Source organism: Paractinoplanes durhamensis (genome assembly GCF_016862175.1).
In the GTDB taxonomy this organism is placed as follows: domain Bacteria; phylum Actinomycetota; class Actinomycetes; order Mycobacteriales; family Micromonosporaceae; genus Actinoplanes; species Actinoplanes durhamensis.
Genome location: NZ_BOML01000059.1, coordinates 109,920 through 128,744, shown reverse-complemented (window position 1 = coordinate 128,744; position 18,825 = coordinate 109,920). Strand labels below are relative to the sequence as shown.

The following is an 18,825-nucleotide window of genomic DNA, read 5'->3' as shown; positions in this document are numbered from 1 at the left end:
TTGGGGGGAGAGCGAGTGAGCGCCTCGAAGACCGCCACGCCGGCGCGCCTGCTCACCCAGGTCTCGGCCGACCGGCAGACCGGAGCCCTGGTCGTGGGGGGCCACCCGGGCGGGGCGGTCTACGTTCTCGAGGGCCGGGTCATCTACGCCGAGTCACCGGCCGCGCCGGGGGTGGGCGAGTTGCTCACCGCGTCCGGCCGGCTGGCCGGCCGGACCTGGCAGAACGCCCTCGACCAGGGCACCTCGACCGCTCAGGTGGGCCGGCTGCTGGTCGAGCAGGGCCACCTCACCCAGGGCGAGCTGGAACTGTGCGTGCTCGGCGCCACCTACGACGCCGCCTACTTCACGCTCGCGCCGACCATGGCACCGGTCGAGTTCCTCGGCGGCGCCACGCACTGGCTGGGCCCGATCGCGCACATCGACCCGGCGGCGGTCAACCGGGAGGTGCGCCGCCGCACGAAGCTGCTCGACGACATCTTCCCGGACGCCCGGGTGGACACGGCGGCGGTCACCCCGGTGGCTCGCCCGCCGCGGGAACGGGTCACGCTCACCGCGTTGCAGTGGGAGCTGCTGGTGCACGCGGACGGCCAGCGCACCCCGGCCGACCTGGCATTACTGCTGGGACGGGCCGGCTTCGCGACCATTCAGGAGCTGCGCCGGCTTGCGGCGCTGGGGCTTTTGGAGCTTCCGGAGGTACGGGCGGAAGCTCCCGAGTTCGTGCGGCTGCCCCGGGCTCGTGGCACGGCGGTGGGCGTCCCTCGTTCGGCGGTCCGCCCCGACGACGTGCCGACCGTGCCGGTGGTCGCGGGGGTGCGGCCGGCGGCACCATCCCCGCCGCCACTCCCTTCGCCGGCCCTCGTCGAGCCGGTGCCCGCCGAGGAGAGCACCGCGAACGGGACGGTGTACCGCCCGCCGCGGCTGGCCCGCCGAAAACCCGGCGCGAAACTGCCGAAAGAGATCGCCGCCGAACCCCCGCAGACCCATCCCGGCACCGACGAAGTCCTGCTCAAACGCATTCGCACCGCATTGCGGGCCTTGCGGTGACGCGCGCACCTCCGCGGTACGACACGCCGGGTCCGATAACCAAGAACCCGAGATCGAAGAGTAAGGGGGAGACCGAGGATGACGGTGGATCCGGCGGTGCTCCAGGAACTCGACCGCCTGCGTTCCCGGGTGCCGGAGCTGAAGGGCTGCGTGCTCGCCAGCACCGACGGCCTGGTGGTGGCGCACGACGCACACGGCCTCGAACCGGACAGTCTCGCCGCGCTGGCCGCCGCCCACCTGGCGCTGGCCCGGCGGTTCGCGCACGCGGTCAACCACGGTGCCCTCCGCGAATCGGTGGTCGAGTGCGACCGGGGTTACATCACCACCTACACCGCGGGCCAGAACACGCTGCTCACCCTGGTCACGTCCGGCGACGCCAACCTCGCCATGGTCCACCTGGAGGCGCGCCGATGCGTGCGCCGCCTCGTACGGATCCTCACCGTGGAGGCGAAACCGCAGGTCCGCCCGGAGATCCCCACGCAGCCCGGGCCGAGCGCTCCGCTCGCGCGGCGCACCCCGATGGCCACCCTGTCCAGCGCCTCCCCGCCCAACTCCACCCTGTCCAGCAACTCCCGGCGCCAATAGGCGACCGGCCGATCCGGTTCCGCCGCCGCGGCGGACCGCCATCCCACCGCACGCCATCCCATCGCAAACGGAGGAACCCACCCCATGCCCGACATGGACACCGCACTCAAAGAGATCATGGAAATCGACGGAGCCGTCGGCGTCGCCCTCGTGGACCACACGAGCGGTATGGCGCTGGGCACCGTCGGCGGCGGCAAGGAACTCGACCTGACGGTCGCCGCGGCCGGCAACACCGACGTGGTGCGGGCCAAGCTCCGCGCGATGGAGATGCTCAACATCACCGAGAAGATCGAGGACATCCTCATCACGCTGGACAGCCAATACCACATGATCCGCCCCCTGACGAGCCGCTCCGGCAAGGGCCTGTTCCTGTACGTGGCGCTGCGCCGCGACCGCTCCAACCTGGCCATGGCTCGTCACCAGCTCCGCCGGATCGAAAACGACCTCGACGTCTGACCGGCAGCCACCATGCCCGCTCCCGGCGGGGAGGGCCCGCACCGCCCTCCCCGCCATCGTGTGCGCCGGCGGCCCACGGCCCCTCATCCGCGACGGGCGATTCTCCCGGCGCCGATCTCGATGGCGGCCGTCAACAGCAACGGGATCGCGGCGAGAGCGCACAACGCCGTCAATGTCATCGGCAGGGCGAACCAGGCGTACAGGATGACGGCGAAAACCTCCGCGCCGAACCCGCTCACCGACAGGACCGTGCTGCGGGCCGGGCCGGTTATCTGTTCCTGCAGGCGGGTCTCGGCGCGGATCATGCCGAATTGCAGCAGGCCGAACGCGGCGGAAACGGCGACCATGCCGGCCAGGTGCGGAATGAGAACACCGGCGGCGAGCAATACCGCCGCCGCGGCGGCGGAAGCCGCCAGAAACGAGGACGCGGCGAAGCGGCCGGCGAGCGCACTTCCGGCGGCCATCGCGAGTGCGGTCAGGGCATACAGCACGGGTACGGCTACCGTGGGCGCGCCCTTTTCCCGGGCGAGCAGCGGCAGGTATTCGTCGAGGGCGCTGAATCCCGGCAGCAGCGCGGCCACCACCAGGGCCAGGATCGTGCGCCGGTCCTTGACCGATTCGCGCAGCCCGGACCGCAGGAGCAGCAGATAACTGCCGTCGCTGCGGTCGTCGGAGTCGTCACGCGTACATTCCGCATTGGTTGGTGTGTCTGGCAGACGCAGCGCGAGAAGGCCACCCAGGGTGACCGTCGCGATGCTGGCGATGCCCACCAGGTGGTAGCCGCCCGCCGTGAAAGCCGGCGTCGCGAGCAGCGTGGCCGCGAGCGTGGCGAGAATCCCGACCGTGCCCGCCCGGCCGATGACCTTGGCATATGCGTCGCCGACCTGGTCGTAGACGAGGGCTTCGAGGGTTCCGGAGCTGAGCGCGCCGCCGAGGCCCCACAGCACGAAGCCCAGCGCGAAGCCGGGAAAGGCCGGCCAGATCAGCCACATTCCGTAACCGGCGGCGGTGAGGAGCTGACCGATCGCGTAGAGGCCGCGACGGGACCAGGCATCGGCGAGCGCGCCGGAGGGCACCTCGAAGGCGAACGAGACCACCGACCAGATGATGAACAGCGTGGAGATCTGGCTGGTGGACAGGCCCGCGTCGGCGAACAGCAGCGCGTAGACCGGGTAGAGGAGGACTCCGTCGGCGCAGGCGCGGACGGCGTAGAGAAGCGGCGATCAGCGTCAAACCGGATGCATGACCCCATGCTCCTCCGCCGGTCAAGCCAAATCAGCTCAAGCCAATTCGGCCTCGTCGGCCGCGGCCCGGCCCGACTCCCAGCCCTCCAGGCTGTCGACGCGGCTGCCGCGCGCTCGCACCGTTCGTGGGAAGGCCCGCGTCACCGCCTCCTGAACCTGCAGGTCGCGGCTGTGCAGCACGGGCAGCAGGTCGGTGGTGTGGTGCCGGGCGATCTCGTGCCGGGTGGCCTGCTCGAGGCGTTCGCCGATGCGGTGCGCGTAGGCGACGAGGAAACTGCGCCGGAACGCTTTGACACGGGCCTTTCCCTTGGCCGGCTCGTCGCGGGCCATCGCCCGGTTCGCCTGCACCAGCAGCGACGTGTAGAGCATTTCCACCGCGTCGATGTCGGCGTCGAATCCGAACACCGTGGAAAACGCCAATTCGGGCGACCAGACGGTGTGGCAGTGGTTGGCCCGGGCGACCGCGTCGAGGAGGGTGGCCTTCTCGCTCTCGTAGGGATGGTCGACGCCGAGCCGGCGGGCGAGCGGGGCCGCATCCGGGGTGGCGGTGAGGACCGATTCGATGCTGTGTTTGGCGATCAGCTCCTGGGCCTTGGCCGAGAACGCCTCCGCCTCGGCCGGGAAATCGGTGCCCTCGGCCTTGGCCAGAAGGGCCCGCACCCGTTCCAGGACGCGATTGCTCGCCCCCCGATATCGGGTCGCCGCAATGGTGCCCGGCGGCGGGATCAGGGTGTCGATGCGCGGCAGTTTGCGCAGTTCGAGAAGGAGCCCGAGGGTGGCGTCGTGCAGCCGGATCCGATCGGCGCGGACGGTGTTCCGCGGCAATTCCTCGACCTGCGCCTGCCATCTGGGGTCGACGTCCCGGAACTGTGCGAGATACCGACCCGCCGCGCCCGCCACGACCTGCGCCTGCACCGGGTCGCCGAGCCGGGCCACCACCCGGTAGAGCTCGGCCGGCTGCCACCCGGCCTGGAAGAGCCGGTCGGCGGCGGCCGCCACCGCCTGGTGGAGGGCCGCGTCGGCGTCGGACGCGACGGTGAGGGCGTCGAGGCCGTCCTCGTAGCTCAGCTCCCCCGCCAACACCGCCCGGATGGATTCGGCTCCGGACAAAACAGCACCGGACAACTCAGCCGCCGGAGTCTTCGGTCTCGGCACCCTCGGGGACCGTCTCGTCGTCACGGCTGTCGAGCCAGCCGTACGGCAGGGAAACCTTGCCGGGGGCGTTGACCCGGCCGCGCGGCTGGCCGAGGGCGTCGGCCGGGAACGGCAGCGACGGGTCGAGCAGCGCGAGCAGGTCGTCCAGCTGAGCCAGCGAGGTGATCATGGCAAGGCTGCGGCGCAGGTCACCGCCGACCGGGAAGCCCTTCAGATACCAGGCGACGTGCTTGCGGAAATCGGCGCAGCCGTGCTTCTCGTCGTCGAGGGCGTCGACCAGCAGTTCGGCGTGCCGGGACATGATCTTCGCGACCTCGCCCAGGGTGGGCAGCACCGGCCGGTAGCCGGCGCCCTGGGTGAACGCCGCCTCCAGGTCGGCGAACAGCCACGGGCGGCCGAGGCAGCCGCGGCCGACGACGACCCCGTCGACGCCGGTGTGCTCGACCATGCGCAGCGCGTCCGAGCCCTCCCAGATGTCGCCGTTGCCGAGCACCGGCACGTCGAGGGCCTGCTTGAGGGTGGCGATGGCATCCCAGTCGGCCTTGCCGGAGTAGCGCTGCTCGGCGGTGCGCGCGTGCAGCGCCACCGCGGCGACGCCGGCTTCCTGCGCGGCCAGGCCGGCCTCGACGTACGTCAGGTGGTCGTCGTCGATGCCCTTGCGCATCTTGATGGTCAGCGGAATCCCGAACGGCTTGGCCGCCGCGACAGCCTGGGAGACGATCCGCCCGAACAGCCGCCGCCGCCACGGCAGCGCCGACCCACCCCCACGCCGGGTGACCTTGGGCACCGGACAGCCGAAGTTGAGGTCGACGTGATCGGCCAGCCCGTCCTCACCGACCATCCGCACCGCGGCCGCGGTGACATCGGGATCGACCCCGTAGAGCTGAAGGCTGCGAAACCCTTCGTCCTCAGCGAACGAGATCATCTTGAGCGTCTTGGGAATCCGCTCGACAAGCGCCCGGGTCGTGATCATCTCGCACACATAGACCCCGCCGCCCTGCTCCCGGCAGAGCCGCCGAAACGCCACGTTGGTGATCCCCGCCATCGGCGCGAGCACGACAGGAGGATTGACGACGTGGTCGCCGAGCATGAGCGGTGCAGTCACGCCCACAAGCGTGACACGCCCAGCCCGGCGACTCCGAATCGCCCGCCCGGCTAGCGCCCGACGTCCCGCTTTATGAGCACATCAAGCAGCCCGATGATCTCTTCAATCCCGCCCTCAGCTCCTCCACGTCCGCGGAGAGCTGGACGGCACGGAGATCTTCCAGCCGATCCATGCGGTGCTCCAGGTGCGGCCGCCACCCGACAAGACGCGGCTTCTCTTCAAGGTTTGGCCCGCAGCGTCTCGGCCGTGCGGCAATGTCGCTCGATCCAGGCTCTGCTCACCGGGCAGATCCACCCGACCAGTTCCATCGCCGTGGCGTGGATGTCGGCGATCGGGCGGTTGAACATCGGCTCGTGGTGTGCCATCCGATTCCGGGATAGATGCAACACCTCGACAGCATCGCGGACGACCCGCCGAGATCGACCCGGAAAGACCTCATGGAGAGTCGTTCGCCAGAGCGTTCGGTCGTAGTGATTGGCAAGTAGGTATCGCCAGAATCCGAGGCTGAGCTCCGCGACGACCAGGCCGGCCGTCTCTGCCCTGCTTCCGTCCCGGACAACTCGTCGCCGTGCGATGCGGACGTCGTCCGTCGCGCGCGATTGCAGGACATGGCCAACATCCAAATACCATCTCGGCTCCGCGAAACAGCGAGTTGACCATGCCTTCAGGTTCTCGTGGACCGCGTTGCGGAGCACGATCTCTACGTGCCCGATCGTCGTGGCGAGCGCCGCCGTCATCTCGGCGTTCCAGACGTACAGGTTCAGGGCTTCGGAGATGTCGCCACCCGAAGCCGCGACATACGGACCCAGCCTTTCCGGTGAGATCCGCTGCCTCATAACCGTTATTTCGGATAAATCAGCGAGCATCTCCTAGCTTCCTCCCCCGCCGTGCGATACAGTTCCGTTCGAAGACCCCGGTCGCCTCTGCTTCGGCATGCCGCCGGGGTTAACGCTTTCCTGGGGCCTTCGGCGCTGCCACGATTCTAGTCGCATGACCACCTGTCACGCATCAAGGGATGCGTTGGGCACGCGGTCGCTGCGTCGATCTGGCACAGTCGGGGACATGGATGCTGGCGGACCGCGGCGGCTTGTTGTGGTGTTTGAGTCTTCGGTGGCTGAAGTCATGCTTCGGCTTGCTGTTGAGCTCGGGTTTCACGCCATTCTGGTGGAGCCGGATGAGACGCGGCTTCTCGGGACGCCTCGCGCGCATGGGGATCGGGTTGTGCACGATCTTGCGGCGGCCGAGCTTGATGCGAGCACCGATGTCGTGCTCAGTGACCATCACCGGGGTGAGATCGGGACGGTGCTCAAGGAAGTTCTGGCGGCGGAAACACGCTGGATCGGGATCCTTGGGAAACCGGCGATCGAAGGGCCGCACGTCGGCATGCTTCGCGAGCTCGGCGTGCCGGATGACCAGATCGCGCGGGTGCACCGCCCGATCGGCCTCAACATCGGGGCGCGGACCCCGGCCGAGATCGCCATCGCGACCTTGGCCGGGCTCATCGCGGACCGTAACGGCCGACCGGGCGGGTTCGAGTTCTAGAAAGAACCCTCAGCAGCCGGGCAGGCGCTTGATCAGGTAGTCCTCGATCTGCTCGAGGGACACCCGCTCCTGCTTCATCGTGTCGCGGTCGCGCACCGTGACCGCGTTGTCGTTCAGGGTGTCGAAGTCGACAGTGACGCAGAACGGCGTACCGATCTCGTCCTGCCGGCGGTAGCGCCGGCCGATCGCCTGCGAGTCGTCGAACTCGACGATCCACCGCTTGCGCAGGTTCGCGGCGAGCTCGCGGGCCTTCGGGGACAGCTCGGGGTTGCGCGACAGCGGCAGCACCGCGACCTTGATCGGCGCCAGGCGCGGGTCGAACCGCATGACCGTGCGCTTGTCGACGCCGCCCTTGGTGTTGGGGGCCTCGTCCTCGTCGTACGCCTCGAGGAGGAACGCGAGCACCGCGCGGGTCAGCCCGGCCGCCGGCTCGATCACGTACGGCATCCAGCGTTCCTGCTTCTCCTGGTCGAAGTAGGACAGGTCGACGCCGGAGTGCTTGGAGTGCGTGGTCAGGTCGAAGTCGGTGCGGTTGGCGATGCCCTCGAGCTCGGCGAACTCGGTGCCGCCGAACTGGAAGCGGTACTCGATGTCGACGGTGCGCTTCGAGTAGTGCGACAGCTTCTCCTTGGGGTGCTCGAAGAAGCGCAGGTTGCTCTCCGAGAGGCCCAGGTCGCGGTACCAGTTCCAGCGCTGCTCGAGCCAGTACTCGTGCCACGTCTCGTCGCTGCCGGGCTCGACGAAGAACTCCATCTCCATCTGCTCGAACTCACGCGTACGGAAAATGAAGTTGCCCGGGGTGATCTCGTTGCGGAAGCTCTTGCCGACCTGGGCGATGCCGAACGGCGGCTTCTTCCGGGCGGCGGTGGCGACGTTGTTGTAGTTCACGAAGATGCCCTGCGCGGTCTCCGGGCGCAGGTAGTGCAGGCCCTCGGCGCTCTCGGTGGGGCCGAGGTAGGTCTTCATCAGGCCGTTGAACATCTTCGGCTCGGTGAAGGTGCCCTTGTTGCCGCAGTTCGGGCAGTTCAGCTCCTGCAGCGAGGACGGCAGCGAGCCGTGCTTCGCCTCGTACGCCTCCTCGAGGTGGTCGGCGCGGAACCGCTTGTGGCACGACTGGCATTCGGTCAGCGGGTCGACGAACGCTTCGAGGTGACCGGACGCGGCCCACACGTCACGCGAGAGGATGACGGCGGAGTCGAGGCCGACGATGTCGTCGCGCTGCTGAACCATGGTGCGCCACCACTGGCGGCGGACGTTCTCCTTCAGCTCCACACCCAGCGGACCGTAGTCCCAGGCCGAGCGGGTTCCTCCGTAGATCTCGCTGGAGGGGAAGACGAATCCGCGGCGCTTGGCCAGGGAGACGACGGCGTCGATACGGTCGGCGGGCATGTTCCTCCTACGCCGGCTGGGTGTCGGCGGGGAATAGCAGGGACGCGGTCAGGACCGACCGCGATCAGGACAAACAGCGAGATTACTCCCCGAGGCGGCACACCTCGAACGCGCCCGTGCTCGTGTCCTGCCCGAGGTAGGCCTCGAGCTCGGCGGTGGCGCCGTCGCTGTAGGTGGCGTCGACCGGCAGGGCGAGGGTGACGAAATTGAGATCGCCGAACGTGTAGTCGGTGATGGTCTGCTCGCCGGTGACCCGGGTGCGGAACTCGGCCGCGCTCTCGTCCTGCTGCGCATCGTCACACAGCAGGCCGTACGCCTGGTCGTAGCGTTTGGCGGCGACCGCGTCGAGGTAGTCGCCGACCGCGGCCTCGGCCCGCTCCTGCAGCGAGCCGGAGGTGGAGACGCCGATGCCGATGAGCGCGGCGGTGCCGCCGCCGCAGATCAGCACGATGACGCCGGCGGCGATGCCGATGCCCCAGCCGATGCGTTTGCCCTTGCCCTCGACCGGCGGCGCCGGGAAGGGCGGGTAGACGCCGGGGCCCTGCGGGGGTGCGGGAACGTGAGACGCCGTCGTCATAGCAGCCAGATTAGTCGTCAGCGCCAGGGGTCCGCGGCCCGGTCGCTGGCGGTGACGACGACCTCCCCGCCGGGCGCGGCGCTGGCCAGGGTCTCGAACGCCGACGGTGTGTCGATCGACTCGGCCAGCAGCGGGGTGGCGTGGACCTTGACGTCGAAGCCGCTCAGCGCGCGCCGGTAGGCTCCGACGGACTCCCACTCGGTGACCAAGGTCCAGTGAGCGGGATCGTCGATCGCGCGGGTGAGGCGGCCGGAGAGATAACCGGGGCGCTCGGCCAGCGCGGCCAGGGCGGCATGCCCCCGGAGCACGAAACCGTCCTGCGTTTCCGGCTGGACGACGAAGCGGTTGAGCACGAGCATGCGACGAGCGTACGCAGCGCGAGGAGGCGACACGGTGGCGACGTCCGACAACCTGCTGCGCCGGTTGGCACGGGTGAATCCGACCACGGCCTTCATCGTGGCGCTGGCCCTGATGATGGCCGGCCTGTTCCTGCCGGGGATCGTCGGCGCGGCACTGTTGTTCCTGCTCGCGGCCGGTCTGGCCGCGCTGACGTTCACCACCTGGCCGGTGCAGAAGGGCTCGACCCGCGCCCTGCGCCTGGTGATGCTCGCCCTGTTGCTGGCCGCGGTGGTCGCGAAAGCGGTCTGAACTCACACCTATGCGCTTTTGACAATCATTATCATTGTCGGCGACAGTGGGTGCTATGCACCGCGCTCTGCTCGCCGCCGTCCTCACCCTCGCCGTGGCGGCCGGCTGCGGCGCCCGGGCGTCGGTGAACGGGTTCACCGACGGCAAGCTGAACGTGGTCACCGCCTTCTACCCGCTGCAGTTCCTCAGCGAACGCATCGGCGGCGATGTGGTGTCCGTCACCAATCTCACCAAGCCCGGCGCCGAACCGCACGACGTGGAGCTCAACCCGCGCCAGGTCGCGGACGTCGCCGACGCGGGCCTCGCGGTCCACCTGAGCGGATTCCAGCCGGCCGTGGACACCGCCGTGAAGCAGGAGGCGAAGGGCCGCTCGTTCGACGCCGCGTCGGCGGTCCAGCTGCTGCCGCTGGCCGACGGCGACGGACACGCTGAGGACGCCGGGCATGCCGAGGAGCACGCCGAGGGCAGCATGGACCCGCACGTCTGGCTCGACCCGGTCCGCTTCGAGACGATCGCCGGAAAACTGGGCGAGGCGCTGGCCGGCAAGGATCCCGCGCACGCCGAGGCGTACCGCACCCGGGCCAAGGAACTGCAGACCCAACTGCGGGAGCTCAATCTTGAGTACGCGAAGAGCCTGGCCACCTGTCAGCGGCGTGAACTCGTCACCAGCCACAGCGCGTTCAACTACCTGGCCACCCGGTACGGCCTGACCCAGGTCGGCATCACCGGCATCTCCCCCGAGGCCGAGCCGTCCCCGCAGCGCCTCGCCGCGGTCGCCGAACAGGCCCGGCAGACCGGCACCACCACGATCTTCTTCGAAACCCTGGTCAGCCCGAAGGTCGCCGAGACCATCGCCCGCGAGGTCGGCGCGCAGACCGCCGTGCTGGACCCGCTCGAAGGCCTGACCGACGCCCAGTCCGACTACTTCACCGTCATGCGGGCGAACCTGGCCGCACTCACCACGGCATTGGGGTGCACCACATGACTGCTGCTGATCCGAAGGGCGTCGTCGACGTACGGCATCTGGCAGTCGGCTACGACGGCCGGGAGATCCTGCACGACATCTCCCTGTCCACCCAGCCCGGCGAAGTGGTCGCGATCCTCGGCGCCAACGGCTCCGGCAAGTCGACCCTGATCCGCACGATCCTCGGCCTGGTCCCGGCGGCCCGCGGCGAGATCGACCTGTTCGGCACCGCCCAGCGCACATTCCGCGACTGGGCCCGGGTCGGCTACGTCCCGCAGCGGCTCGGGGCCGGCAGCGGCGTACCCGCCACCGTCGGCGAGGTGGTGGCGTCCGGCCGGCTGGCCCGGCGCGGCATCTTCCGCCCGTCCGGCACCGCCGACAAGGCCGCCGTCGTGGCCGCGCTGCAGGACGTCGGCCTGCTCGACCGGATCGGCGACCCGGTGTCCACGCTCTCCGGCGGCCAGCAGCAGCGCACCCTGATCGCCCGCGCCCTGGCCGGCCACCCCGACCTGCTGGTCCTCGACGAACCGACGGCCGGGGTCGACGCGGCCAGCCAGGAGGCGTTCGCCGCGGCACTGGGCCGGTTCGCGGCCGGCGGCGGCACGATCCTGCTGGTCGCGCACGAACTCGGCCCGCTGCGGCCACTCATCGACCGGGCGGTCGTGGTGCACGAGGGCCGGATCGCCTACGAGGGCGCGCCGCCCGAACCGGCCGGCCACCACGCCGACCCCGACCACGACCACGTGCACCCGCACGCCGCCCTGGAGAAGGCCGGCATCTGCGAATGGGCACCCACCGACCGGATGACGAATCGGATGACAGCGAACTGAGGATGGCCCGTCCGACCACCCCGCCGCCGCCCTTGACAGGAATGACGAATCATCGACCTATTTCAGTACGACTTCATGATCCGCGCGCTGATCGGCGCGCTGGTGATCGGCCTGGCCGCCCCGGCCCTGGGCATCTACCTGGTGCAGCGGCGGCTGTCGCTGATCGGCGACGGCATCGGGCACGTGGCGCTGACCGGCGTCGGTGTCGGCCTGCTGCTGCACCACTCCCCGGTGATCAGCGCGGTGATCGTGTCGGCGATCGGCGCGGTCGGCATCGAGCTGATCCGCCAGCGTGGCCGCACCTCCGGCGACCTGGCCCTGGCCCTGCTCTTCTACGGCGGCATCGCGGGCGGCGTGGTCCTGGTCGGGCTGTCCGACGACAGCAGCAACGCCAACCTGATGCAGTACCTGTTCGGGTCGCTGATCACCACGTCACCGCAGGACGTCGTGGTGATCGCCGTCCTCGGCGTCGCGGTGCTGACCGCCATGACGGTGTTCCGGCCGGCGCTGTTCGCGGTCTGCAACGACGAGGAGTACGCGAAGGTCAGCGGCCTTCCGGTGCGTACGCTCAATCTGCTCATGGCGGTGACCACCGCGGTGACCGTGACCATCGCCATGCGTACCGTCGGATTGCTTCTCGTCTCTGCCCTGATGGTTGTCCCGGTGGCCGCCGCCCAGCAGGTCACCCGGGGTTTCCGCAGCACCATGGCGCTCGGCATGGTGATCGGGCTCGGCGCCGCCGGGGCCGGCGTGGCCGTCTCCGCGGAGATCGACACCGCGCCCGGCGCCACCACCGTCATCCTCGCCCTCGCCGTGTTCGTGGCCATCGCGCTCGGCAGCGGCGTCGTCCGGGCGCTGCGCCGCCGCGCCCACCACCCCCGGGAGGTTGAACCGCCAGATGTCGTCCTCCAGGGATGAAGGTCCCGCCGCGCCACACGCTAAATTGGGCACTGCGATGACGACCGCGACCGGTTATGAGGCGTACGAGTCGGCCGGGGAACTGCTGCGCGCCCTGTCCGCGCCGATCCGTGTCGCGATCGTCGCCGAGCTCGGTGTGGGCGAACGCTGCGTGCACGAACTGGTGGAGAAGCTGGGTGCGCCCCAGCCGCTCGTTTCCCAGCACCTGCGGGTGCTGCGCGGTGCCGGAGTGGTCCGGGGTGCACGCCGCGGCCGGGAGATCGCATACTCGCTGGTGGACGACCACGTCGCGCACATCGTCGCCGACGCGGTCAGCCATGCGAGGGAGGTCCGATCGTGAACGCCGAGTCAGCCGCGCAACGAAACACCAAGCAGCGCAGTGCGGTGAGCGCCGTGCTCAACGACACCGAGGGCTTCAACAGCGCCCAGGACCTGCACGCGATGCTGCGCGAGCGCGGCGAACGCGTCGGCCTCACCACCGTCTACCGCACCCTGCAGGGTCTCGCCGACGCCGGCGAGATCGACGTGATGCGGCCGCCGGGCGGCGAGCACCTCTACCGCCGGTGCAGCCAGGGCCACCACCATCACCTGGTGTGCCGGTCGTGCGGCCGGGCGGTCGAGGTGGAGGGCCCGGCGGTGGAGTCGTGGGCCGATCGGGTGGCCGCCAAGCACGGCTTCGTCGACGTCTCGCACACGATGGAGATCTTCGGCACCTGCCCGGAGTGCGCAGCGAAACGCTGAGTGGGACGCTGAGCGCCGTGAAGCTTTACGCCGAGCGGCTCCCCACCGCCATCCGTCAACTGCTCACCGACATCACCGTCGTCCTCTGGGTCTACCTGTGGATCCGTGCCGGTCTCTGGGTCCACGACATGGTCGAGAAGCTGGCCGTGCCCGGTCAGAAACTGCAGAGCGCGGGCGGCGGCATCGCCGACAACCTGGCCGACGCCGGCGGCAAGGTCGGCCGGGTGCCGCTGGTCGGTGACCAGCTGGTCAAGCCGTTCAACGGCGCCGCCGACGCGGCCCGCTCGCTCGCCGACGCCGGCGTGCAGCAACAGCAGATCGTCGATCAGCTGGCGCTGATCATCACGCTGATCGCGCTGGCCGTTCCGCTCGCGCTGGTGCTGTTCCTCTGGCTCCCGTTGCGGTTGCGCTGGATGCGCCGGGCCGCGGTGGCTTCTTCGGTACGCGGTGAGCCCGCCGGACGCGACCTGCTGGCGTTGCGCGCGCTCGCCAGCCAGCCGCTGAACGAGCTCGCCAAGCTGGGCCCGGACATCGCGCAGAGCTGGCGCAACGGCGACGCCGCAGCGGTCGACGCCCTGGCCGCGCTGGAACTCAAGCGCCTGGGTCTGACCGGGTCTGGGCGTCGCCGGTGATGCGGTGCAGAGCGGCGTCGGCCAGCGCCTCCGGGGCCTGCTCCGGCACCCAGTGGCTCACCCCGCGCAGCACGACGAACTGGTAGTCGGCCTCCACCCAGTCCCGGGTGCGCAGGGCGGCGGTCCGGGCGACGACACCGTCGCGGTCACTCCAGACGTACGTCGTGGGCACCGTGATCACGCCGGCGCTGGTCAGGTCGCCGCCCGCCAGGCCGCGGTACCAGTTGAGGCCGCCGGTCAGCCGGCCCGGCTCGCGCATCGCGTCCACGTAGAGCGCGGCCCGGTCGCCGATCGGGCGCAGCATCGCCTTGAGCACGGCCGCGCCCCCGCCGAGCAGGAAACGCTCGGCGATCGGGCTGCGGAAGACGGCGAAGTACGCGAACCGGGCACGCTGGGTGGGCCGGACCCGCAGCGCCAGGCGGAGCGCGCGCGGATGCGGGACGGAGACCGCGGTGAGGGTGCGCACCCGGTCCGGGTGCTCGGCGGCGAGCAGCCAGCCGACCTGCGCTCCCCAGTCATGGCCGATGACGTGCGCCTTCTCGACCCCGAGCGCGTCGAGGATCGCGATGGCGTCGGCGGCGGGCTCGGAGATCCGGTAGGACCTGACGTCGTCGGGGCGGGCGCCGGGCGAATATCCGCGCTGGTCAACGGCGTACGTCCGAAGCCCCGCGGCGTGCAGCCGAGGCAGGATCAAATCGAACTCACGGTGGTCCTGCGGGAACCCGTGCAGCAGGAGGACGGGTTCACCGTCGGCGGGCCCACCCTCGTACACGTCGAAGGTCATTCCGCGCGCTTTGATCTCCATGTGATCACTCCCTCGCTGTCCCCGGCCCTACAACGGTGTTAGCGTCATCGAAACATATGCAGCGAAGCTTGTTCGCGACAGCGGAGACCATGTGCATCACTCAGGCGATGCGATGGTCGAGGTAGGTCGCGAACAAACTTCGATCCGACAGGGGAGCGCACAGCGCTGAGAGTGCGGGCAACCGCAGACCCTCGTACCTGATCTGGGTAATGCCAGCGCAGGAAGCTCGGTCTTTTCTCCAGCCGCGCCGTGTCCGCAGGCAATGACGCCTGGGCACACGGCGTGCGTCTCCTCCCACTGCGCTTGCTCACGAGGCAAACTGGGAGGTACGAAAATGGCAACCAACTCCAACCGGTGGCGCACGATCGACATCGTGATCGCCTCGATCGTCGCGGTCGCGTTCGGCGTCATCTTCTGGGCGTGGGGTCTGCTCTGGAACGGGCCGGCCGACGCCATCCCGCTCCCCGGCCGCGCCGTGCTCTACGGAATGTGGCTGGTCCCGGCCGTCCTCGGCGCACTGATCGTCCGCAAGCCGGGCGCCGCCTTCTACACCCTCACCCTCGCCTCGCTCGTCTCGGTCGCGATCGGCACCAGCTGGGGCTGGACCCTCGTCGTGCAGGGCCCGCTCGAAGCACTCGGCGCCGAGCTGATCTTCGCGGCGTTCGCCTACAAGCTCTACAACCTGCCGGTGGCACTGCTCGCCGGCGCCACCGCCGGCATCGTCGCCTCGGTGTACGACGCGGTCGTCTGGTACCCGGAAACGTCCTGGGCCACCATGCGGATCCCCTACATCGCGATCACCGCGGTGTCGTCCCTCGTGATCGCCGGCCTCGGCAGCGTGCTGCTGGTGCGGGCCCTCGCCCAGACCGGAGTTCTCGACCGGTTCGCGGCGGGGCGCTCGCGCGCGCTGGTCTGATCCCTGATTCCATCTGATCATGAGCACGGTCTGGTCATGAACACGGTCTGGTCATGAGCGCAGTCGTTCTTCGTGGCTTCGGGTGGCGGCATGCGGGCCGCCGCGCCTGGGCGGTCCGCGACGTCGACCTGCGCATCGACCACGGCGAGCGGGTGCTGCTGCTCGGACCCTCCGGGGCCGGCAAGAGCACCCTGCTCGCTGCGCTGGCCGGCCTGCTCCCCGGTGACTCGGGTGAACAGGCCGGCACCGTCGAGATCGACGGCCGCTCCCCCGCCGCGGCCCGCGACCGGGTCGGCATCGTCTTCCAGGACCCGCAGACCCAGCTGGTCATGGCCCGCAGCGGCGACGACGTGGCGTTCGGCCTGGAGAACCGGGGAGTGCCGGCCGCCGCGATCTGGCCACGGGTCAGCGACGCCCTCGACCGGGTCGGCTTCCCCTACCCCATCACCAGGTCGACGGCGGCACTGTCCGGTGGGGAGGCACAGCGGCTCGCGCTGGCCGGGGTGCTCGCGCTCCGCCCCGGACTGCTGCTCCTCGACGAGCCGACCGCCAACCTCGACCCGGCCGGCGCCGACCTGGTCCGGGAGGCCATCGTCCGCTCACGGGACGACGACACCACGCTGATCCTGGTCGAGCATCGGGTGGCCGAGGCGCTGCCGCTGGTCGACCGGGTGGTGGTGCTGGAGGCGGGCGGCGGCATCCGGGCCGACGGCACCCCCGAGATGGTGTTCGCCGCGTACGGGGATCGGCTCGCCGACGAAGGCGTGTGGGTGCCCGGGTTCCGTTTCCCGCCGCTGAAGTCCGGCTCAGCGGCCGCCGGTTCGGTGGTCCGCGCCGAGGACATCACCGTCGCGCACCGCGTACGCGGGGTGTCGATGTCCGTCGGCGAGGGTGAGGTTCTCGCCGTCACCGGGCCGAACGGCGCCGGCAAGTCGACGCTCGCGCTCGTGCTGGGCGGGCTGCTCGCGCCGACCGGCGGCGAGGTGTCGGCGTTCGGCGACCCGAAACCGCCGCACAAGTGGCGGGCAGCGACCCTGACGTCGCGGATCGGGTCGGTCTTCCAGAATCCGGAGCACCAGTTCGTGACATCCCGGGTCGCCGATGAACTCGCGGTCGGGCCGCGCCGGCTCGGGCGTACCGGCACCGAGATCACCGGCATCGTGGACGCGTTGCTGGACCGGCTCCGGCTCACGAAGCTGGCGGCGGCCAACCCGTACACCCTCTCCGGTGGCGAAGCCCGCCGGCTGAGCGTCGCCACCGCCCTGGCCACCGCCCCCCGCCTGCTCGTCCTCGACGAGCCGACGTTCGGCCAGGACCGGCGCACCTGGATCGAGCTGGTCACGCTGCTGGCAACGCTGCGCGACGAGGGGCACGCGGTGGTGGCGGTGACCCACGACGACGACTTCGTGCAGACCCTCGCCGACCGGACCCTCCCGCTGACCTCGGCACGCCTGCACGAACCGCTCCCCCAGCGGCGGCGCTCATGACCACGTTGCTCACCCAGCCGGTGGCCGACCCGTCCGCGCTGCTCGCCCGGCGCAATCCGGTCGCGAAGCTCGCCGCCGCGCTGCTCTTCTCCCTGCCGCTGATCAGCACCCTCGACCCGCTCACCCCGGCGATCGCGCTGGCGATCGAGCTGGCCCTGCTGCCGCTGTTCGGGCTGCGGTACGCGGTGCTGGCCCGGCGGGCATGGCCGCTCCTGCTCGGCGGGCTCGGCGTGCTGTTCACCATGGTTCTGTTCGCGGCCGACCGCGGCGGAACCCTCCTGATCGGACTCGGCCCGTTCGACATCACCACCGGCGTGCTGACCGCCGCGCTCGGGCTGATCCTGCGGCTGTTCGCGATCGCCCTGCCCGGCGTCATCGTCTTCGCCACCACCGACCCGACCGACCTGGCCGACGCCCTCGTCCAGAACGCCAAGGCGCCGGCCCGGTTCGCGATCGGCGCGCTCGCTGCGTTCCGGCTGCTGCCCCTGCTCGGCGCCGAATGGCAGATGCTCACCCTGGCCCGCCGGGCCCGCGGCGTCGACGCCGGCCGTAATCCGGTCGCGGCCCTGCGGTTGTTCGCCGCCACGGCGTTCGCGCTGCTTGTGGGGGCGCTGCGCCGGGGCGGCCGGCTGGCGGTGGCGATGGACGCGCGCGGCTTCGACTCGGGCATCCCGCGCAGCTACGCCCGGCGCCAGACCTTCACCCGGTCGGACACTCTCCTGGTGGTAGCCGCGCTGGCCACGGCCGTCCTCGTCCTGACCACCACCATCGCGCTGGGGTTGTTCCGCCCGATCATTTAGCCCGTTGGGTTCCGTGCGCTGCGAACGACGTCCGGTCGCCGCGCCACGCCTCGCGCGGGACCACCGCGTCCGGGTCGACGCGGACGCCGACGGCGGCGACGTTCTCGGCCAGACGCGCCCGGTCGCGGGTGCCCGGGATCGGCACCACGTCGTCGCCCTGCGCCAGCAGCCAGGCCAGCGCCATCTGGCCCGGTGTCACCCCACGCGCGTCGGCGGCACCGGTCAGGGCCCGTACAAGATCAAGGTTGGCGGTGAGGTTCTCGCTGTGGAAACGCGGGTCGGTGCGGCGGAAGTCGCCCTCCGGAAACGGCCCGGCCGGCAGGGTTCCGGTGAGAAGACCACGACCGAGCGGGCTGTACGGGACCAGGCCGATGCCCAGGCGCCGGGCGGCCGGCACCACGTCGTCCTCCGGCTCCCGCCAGGCCAGGGACCACTCGAACTCGACCGCCGCGATCGGATGCACCGCGGCCGCCTGCTCCAGCTGGGCCGGGTTGACCTCGGAGACGCCGAGATGGCGCACCTTGCCCGCCGCGACCAGCTCGGCCATCGCACCGACCGTCTCGCCGATCGGTACCCGCGGGTCGACCCGGTGCAGGTAGTAGAGGTCGATGACGTCGACACCGAGCCGCTGCAGGGAGGCGTCGCAGTAGCCGCGGACGTTCTCGGGACGCCCGTCGAGGCCCGGCCCGTCCGGGCCGCGCACGATGCCGAACTTGGTGGCCAGCACCACCTCGTCGCGACGCCCGGCGATGGCCCGGCCGACCAGACGCTCGTTGTGGCCCTGGCCGTAGCTCATCGCCGTGTCGATCAGGGTGATGCCGTGGTCGAGCGCATCGCCGATCACGGCGAGCGACACCTCGTCGTCGGCCGGCCCGTACGCCTGGGAGAAGCCCATGCAGCCGAGCCCGATCGCGGAGGTGACCAGTTTTCCGAGGTTTCGCTGCTCCATGGTGGTGAGCCTGGCCCGGCCGGTTTGATATGTCCAAG

Annotated in this window: 22 protein-coding genes, 1 pseudogene and 1 riboswitch; of the genes and pseudogenes, 14 read left to right on the top strand and 9 right to left on the bottom strand. The window is 70.4% G+C overall.

The window, feature by feature from the left end; genetic code table 11:
- Positions 1-15: 15 nt before the first annotated feature.
- From Adu01nite_RS37260 to Adu01nite_RS37250, 3 genes are all read left to right on the top strand, one after another.
- Positions 16-1,044 carry a DUF4388 domain-containing protein gene (locus Adu01nite_RS37260; protein ID WP_203734002.1) on the top strand — a complete coding sequence of 343 codons (1,029 nt, stop codon included), beginning with the start codon at positions 16-18 and terminating at the stop codon, positions 1,042-1,044.
- Positions 1,045-1,122: 78 nt separating this feature from the next.
- The gene (locus Adu01nite_RS37255) at positions 1,123-1,629 is read left to right on the top strand and encodes a roadblock/LC7 domain-containing protein (RefSeq protein WP_203734001.1); all 507 of its coding nucleotides are present in this window, start codon (positions 1,123-1,125) and stop codon (positions 1,627-1,629) included.
- Positions 1,630-1,713: 84 nt separating this feature from the next.
- On the top strand, positions 1,714-2,085 hold the full coding sequence (locus Adu01nite_RS37250) for a hypothetical protein (protein ID WP_203734000.1): 372 nt from the start codon (positions 1,714-1,716) through the stop codon (positions 2,083-2,085).
- A gap of 83 nt (positions 2,086-2,168) precedes the next feature.
- On the opposite strand, the pseudogene Adu01nite_RS37245 reads toward Adu01nite_RS37250, so the two are convergent.
- From Adu01nite_RS37245 to Adu01nite_RS37230, 4 genes and pseudogenes are all read right to left on the bottom strand, one after another.
- Positions 2,169-3,266, bottom strand: a pseudogene (locus tag Adu01nite_RS37245) (MFS transporter); the annotation flags it as partial.
- Between the two features lie 99 nt (positions 3,267-3,365).
- On the bottom strand, positions 3,366-4,439 hold the full coding sequence (locus Adu01nite_RS37240) for a DUF2786 domain-containing protein (protein WP_203733999.1): 1,074 nt from the start codon (positions 4,437-4,439) through the stop codon (positions 3,366-3,368).
- A gap of 16 nt (positions 4,440-4,455) precedes the next feature.
- On the bottom strand, positions 4,456-5,574 hold the full coding sequence (dusB, locus tag Adu01nite_RS37235; RefSeq protein WP_203734110.1) for a tRNA dihydrouridine synthase DusB: 1,119 nt from the start codon (positions 5,572-5,574) through the stop codon (positions 4,456-4,458).
- A gap of 233 nt (positions 5,575-5,807) precedes the next feature.
- Positions 5,808-6,425 carry an Abi family protein gene (locus Adu01nite_RS37230; RefSeq protein ID WP_203733998.1) on the bottom strand — a complete coding sequence of 206 codons (618 nt, stop codon included), beginning with the start codon at positions 6,423-6,425 and terminating at the stop codon, positions 5,808-5,810.
- A gap of 226 nt (positions 6,426-6,651) precedes the next feature.
- On the opposite strand from Adu01nite_RS37230, the gene Adu01nite_RS37225 reads away from it, so the two are divergent.
- A complete protein-coding gene (locus Adu01nite_RS37225; protein ID WP_203733997.1) occupies positions 6,652-7,131 on the top strand; it encodes an XdhC family protein in 480 nt (159 codons plus the stop codon).
- A 9-nt stretch (positions 7,132-7,140) separates the two neighbouring features.
- Here the strand turns inward: Adu01nite_RS37225 and Adu01nite_RS37220 are convergent, their stop codons facing one another.
- The 3 genes from Adu01nite_RS37220 to Adu01nite_RS37210 all read right to left on the bottom strand — a co-directional run bounded on the left by Adu01nite_RS37220 (position 7,141) and on the right by Adu01nite_RS37210 (position 9,456).
- Positions 7,141-8,520, bottom strand: a complete 1,380-nt coding sequence (locus Adu01nite_RS37220) for a glycine--tRNA ligase (protein ID WP_203733996.1) — start codon at positions 8,518-8,520, stop codon at positions 7,141-7,143.
- A gap of 82 nt (positions 8,521-8,602) precedes the next feature.
- A complete protein-coding gene (locus Adu01nite_RS37215) occupies positions 8,603-9,097 on the bottom strand; it encodes a hypothetical protein (RefSeq protein ID WP_203733995.1) in 495 nt (164 codons plus the stop codon).
- A 17-nt stretch (positions 9,098-9,114) separates the two neighbouring features.
- Entirely contained in the window at positions 9,115-9,456 is a 342-nt protein-coding gene (locus Adu01nite_RS37210) for an antibiotic biosynthesis monooxygenase family protein (protein WP_203733994.1), read from the bottom strand.
- A gap of 34 nt (positions 9,457-9,490) precedes the next feature.
- On the opposite strand from Adu01nite_RS37210, the gene Adu01nite_RS37205 reads away from it, so the two are divergent.
- From Adu01nite_RS37205 to Adu01nite_RS37175, 7 genes are read left to right on the top strand one after another with little or no spacing between them, the layout of a single operon-like run.
- Complete coding sequence (locus Adu01nite_RS37205) at positions 9,491-9,745, top strand: DUF6703 family protein (RefSeq protein ID WP_203733993.1); 255 nt, start codon at positions 9,491-9,493, stop codon at positions 9,743-9,745.
- 55 nt (positions 9,746-9,800) lie between these two features.
- Positions 9,801-10,730 (top strand): metal ABC transporter substrate-binding protein, encoded by a 930-nt coding sequence (locus tag Adu01nite_RS37200; protein WP_203733992.1) that lies wholly within the window; start codon positions 9,801-9,803, stop codon positions 10,728-10,730.
- Complete coding sequence (locus Adu01nite_RS37195) at positions 10,727-11,539, top strand: metal ABC transporter ATP-binding protein (protein WP_203733991.1); 813 nt, start codon at positions 10,727-10,729, stop codon at positions 11,537-11,539. The genes Adu01nite_RS37200 and Adu01nite_RS37195 overlap by 4 nt, the downstream gene beginning before the upstream one ends.
- Before the next feature lie 51 nt (positions 11,540-11,590).
- On the top strand, positions 11,591-12,457 hold the full coding sequence (locus Adu01nite_RS37190) for a metal ABC transporter permease (protein ID WP_203734109.1): 867 nt from the start codon (positions 11,591-11,593) through the stop codon (positions 12,455-12,457).
- Positions 12,458-12,494: 37 nt separating this feature from the next.
- Entirely contained in the window at positions 12,495-12,797 is a 303-nt protein-coding gene (locus Adu01nite_RS37185; RefSeq protein WP_203733990.1) for an ArsR/SmtB family transcription factor, read from the top strand.
- Positions 12,794-13,198: a Fur family transcriptional regulator gene (locus tag Adu01nite_RS37180; protein ID WP_203733989.1), complete on the top strand. Its 405-nt coding sequence runs from the start codon at positions 12,794-12,796 to the stop codon at positions 13,196-13,198. Before Adu01nite_RS37185 ends, Adu01nite_RS37180 begins: the two co-directional genes overlap by 4 nt.
- 17 nt (positions 13,199-13,215) lie before the next feature.
- Positions 13,216-13,830 (top strand): hypothetical protein, encoded by a 615-nt coding sequence (locus Adu01nite_RS37175; protein WP_203733988.1) that lies wholly within the window; start codon positions 13,216-13,218, stop codon positions 13,828-13,830.
- On the opposite strand, the gene Adu01nite_RS37170 is transcribed toward Adu01nite_RS37175, so the two are convergent.
- Entirely contained in the window at positions 13,790-14,635 is an 846-nt protein-coding gene (locus Adu01nite_RS37170; protein ID WP_203733987.1) for an alpha/beta fold hydrolase, read from the bottom strand. The genes Adu01nite_RS37175 and Adu01nite_RS37170 overlap by 41 nt on opposite strands.
- Before the next feature lie 139 nt (positions 14,636-14,774).
- Positions 14,775-14,877, top strand: a riboswitch (TPP riboswitch).
- A 92-nt stretch (positions 14,878-14,969) separates the two neighbouring features.
- On the opposite strand from Adu01nite_RS37170, the gene Adu01nite_RS37165 reads away from it, so the two are divergent.
- Genes Adu01nite_RS37165 through Adu01nite_RS37155 form a run of 3 tightly spaced genes read left to right on the top strand, consistent with a single transcriptional unit; the run spans position 14,970 to position 17,838 of the window.
- On the top strand, positions 14,970-15,551 hold the full coding sequence (locus tag Adu01nite_RS37165; protein ID WP_203733986.1) for an ECF transporter S component: 582 nt from the start codon (positions 14,970-14,972) through the stop codon (positions 15,549-15,551).
- A 53-nt stretch (positions 15,552-15,604) separates the two neighbouring features.
- Positions 15,605-17,038, top strand: a complete 1,434-nt coding sequence (locus Adu01nite_RS37160; protein ID WP_203733985.1) for an ABC transporter ATP-binding protein — start codon at positions 15,605-15,607, stop codon at positions 17,036-17,038.
- A complete protein-coding gene (locus tag Adu01nite_RS37155) occupies positions 17,035-17,838 on the top strand; it encodes an energy-coupling factor transporter transmembrane component T family protein (RefSeq protein WP_203733984.1) in 804 nt (267 codons plus the stop codon). The genes Adu01nite_RS37160 and Adu01nite_RS37155 overlap by 4 nt, the downstream gene beginning before the upstream one ends.
- Here the strand turns inward: Adu01nite_RS37155 and Adu01nite_RS37150 are convergent.
- On the bottom strand, positions 17,831-18,787 hold the full coding sequence (locus Adu01nite_RS37150; protein WP_239132991.1) for an aldo/keto reductase: 957 nt from the start codon (positions 18,785-18,787) through the stop codon (positions 17,831-17,833). The genes Adu01nite_RS37155 and Adu01nite_RS37150 overlap by 8 nt on opposite strands.
- Between the last annotated feature and the right edge of the window lie 38 nt (positions 18,788-18,825).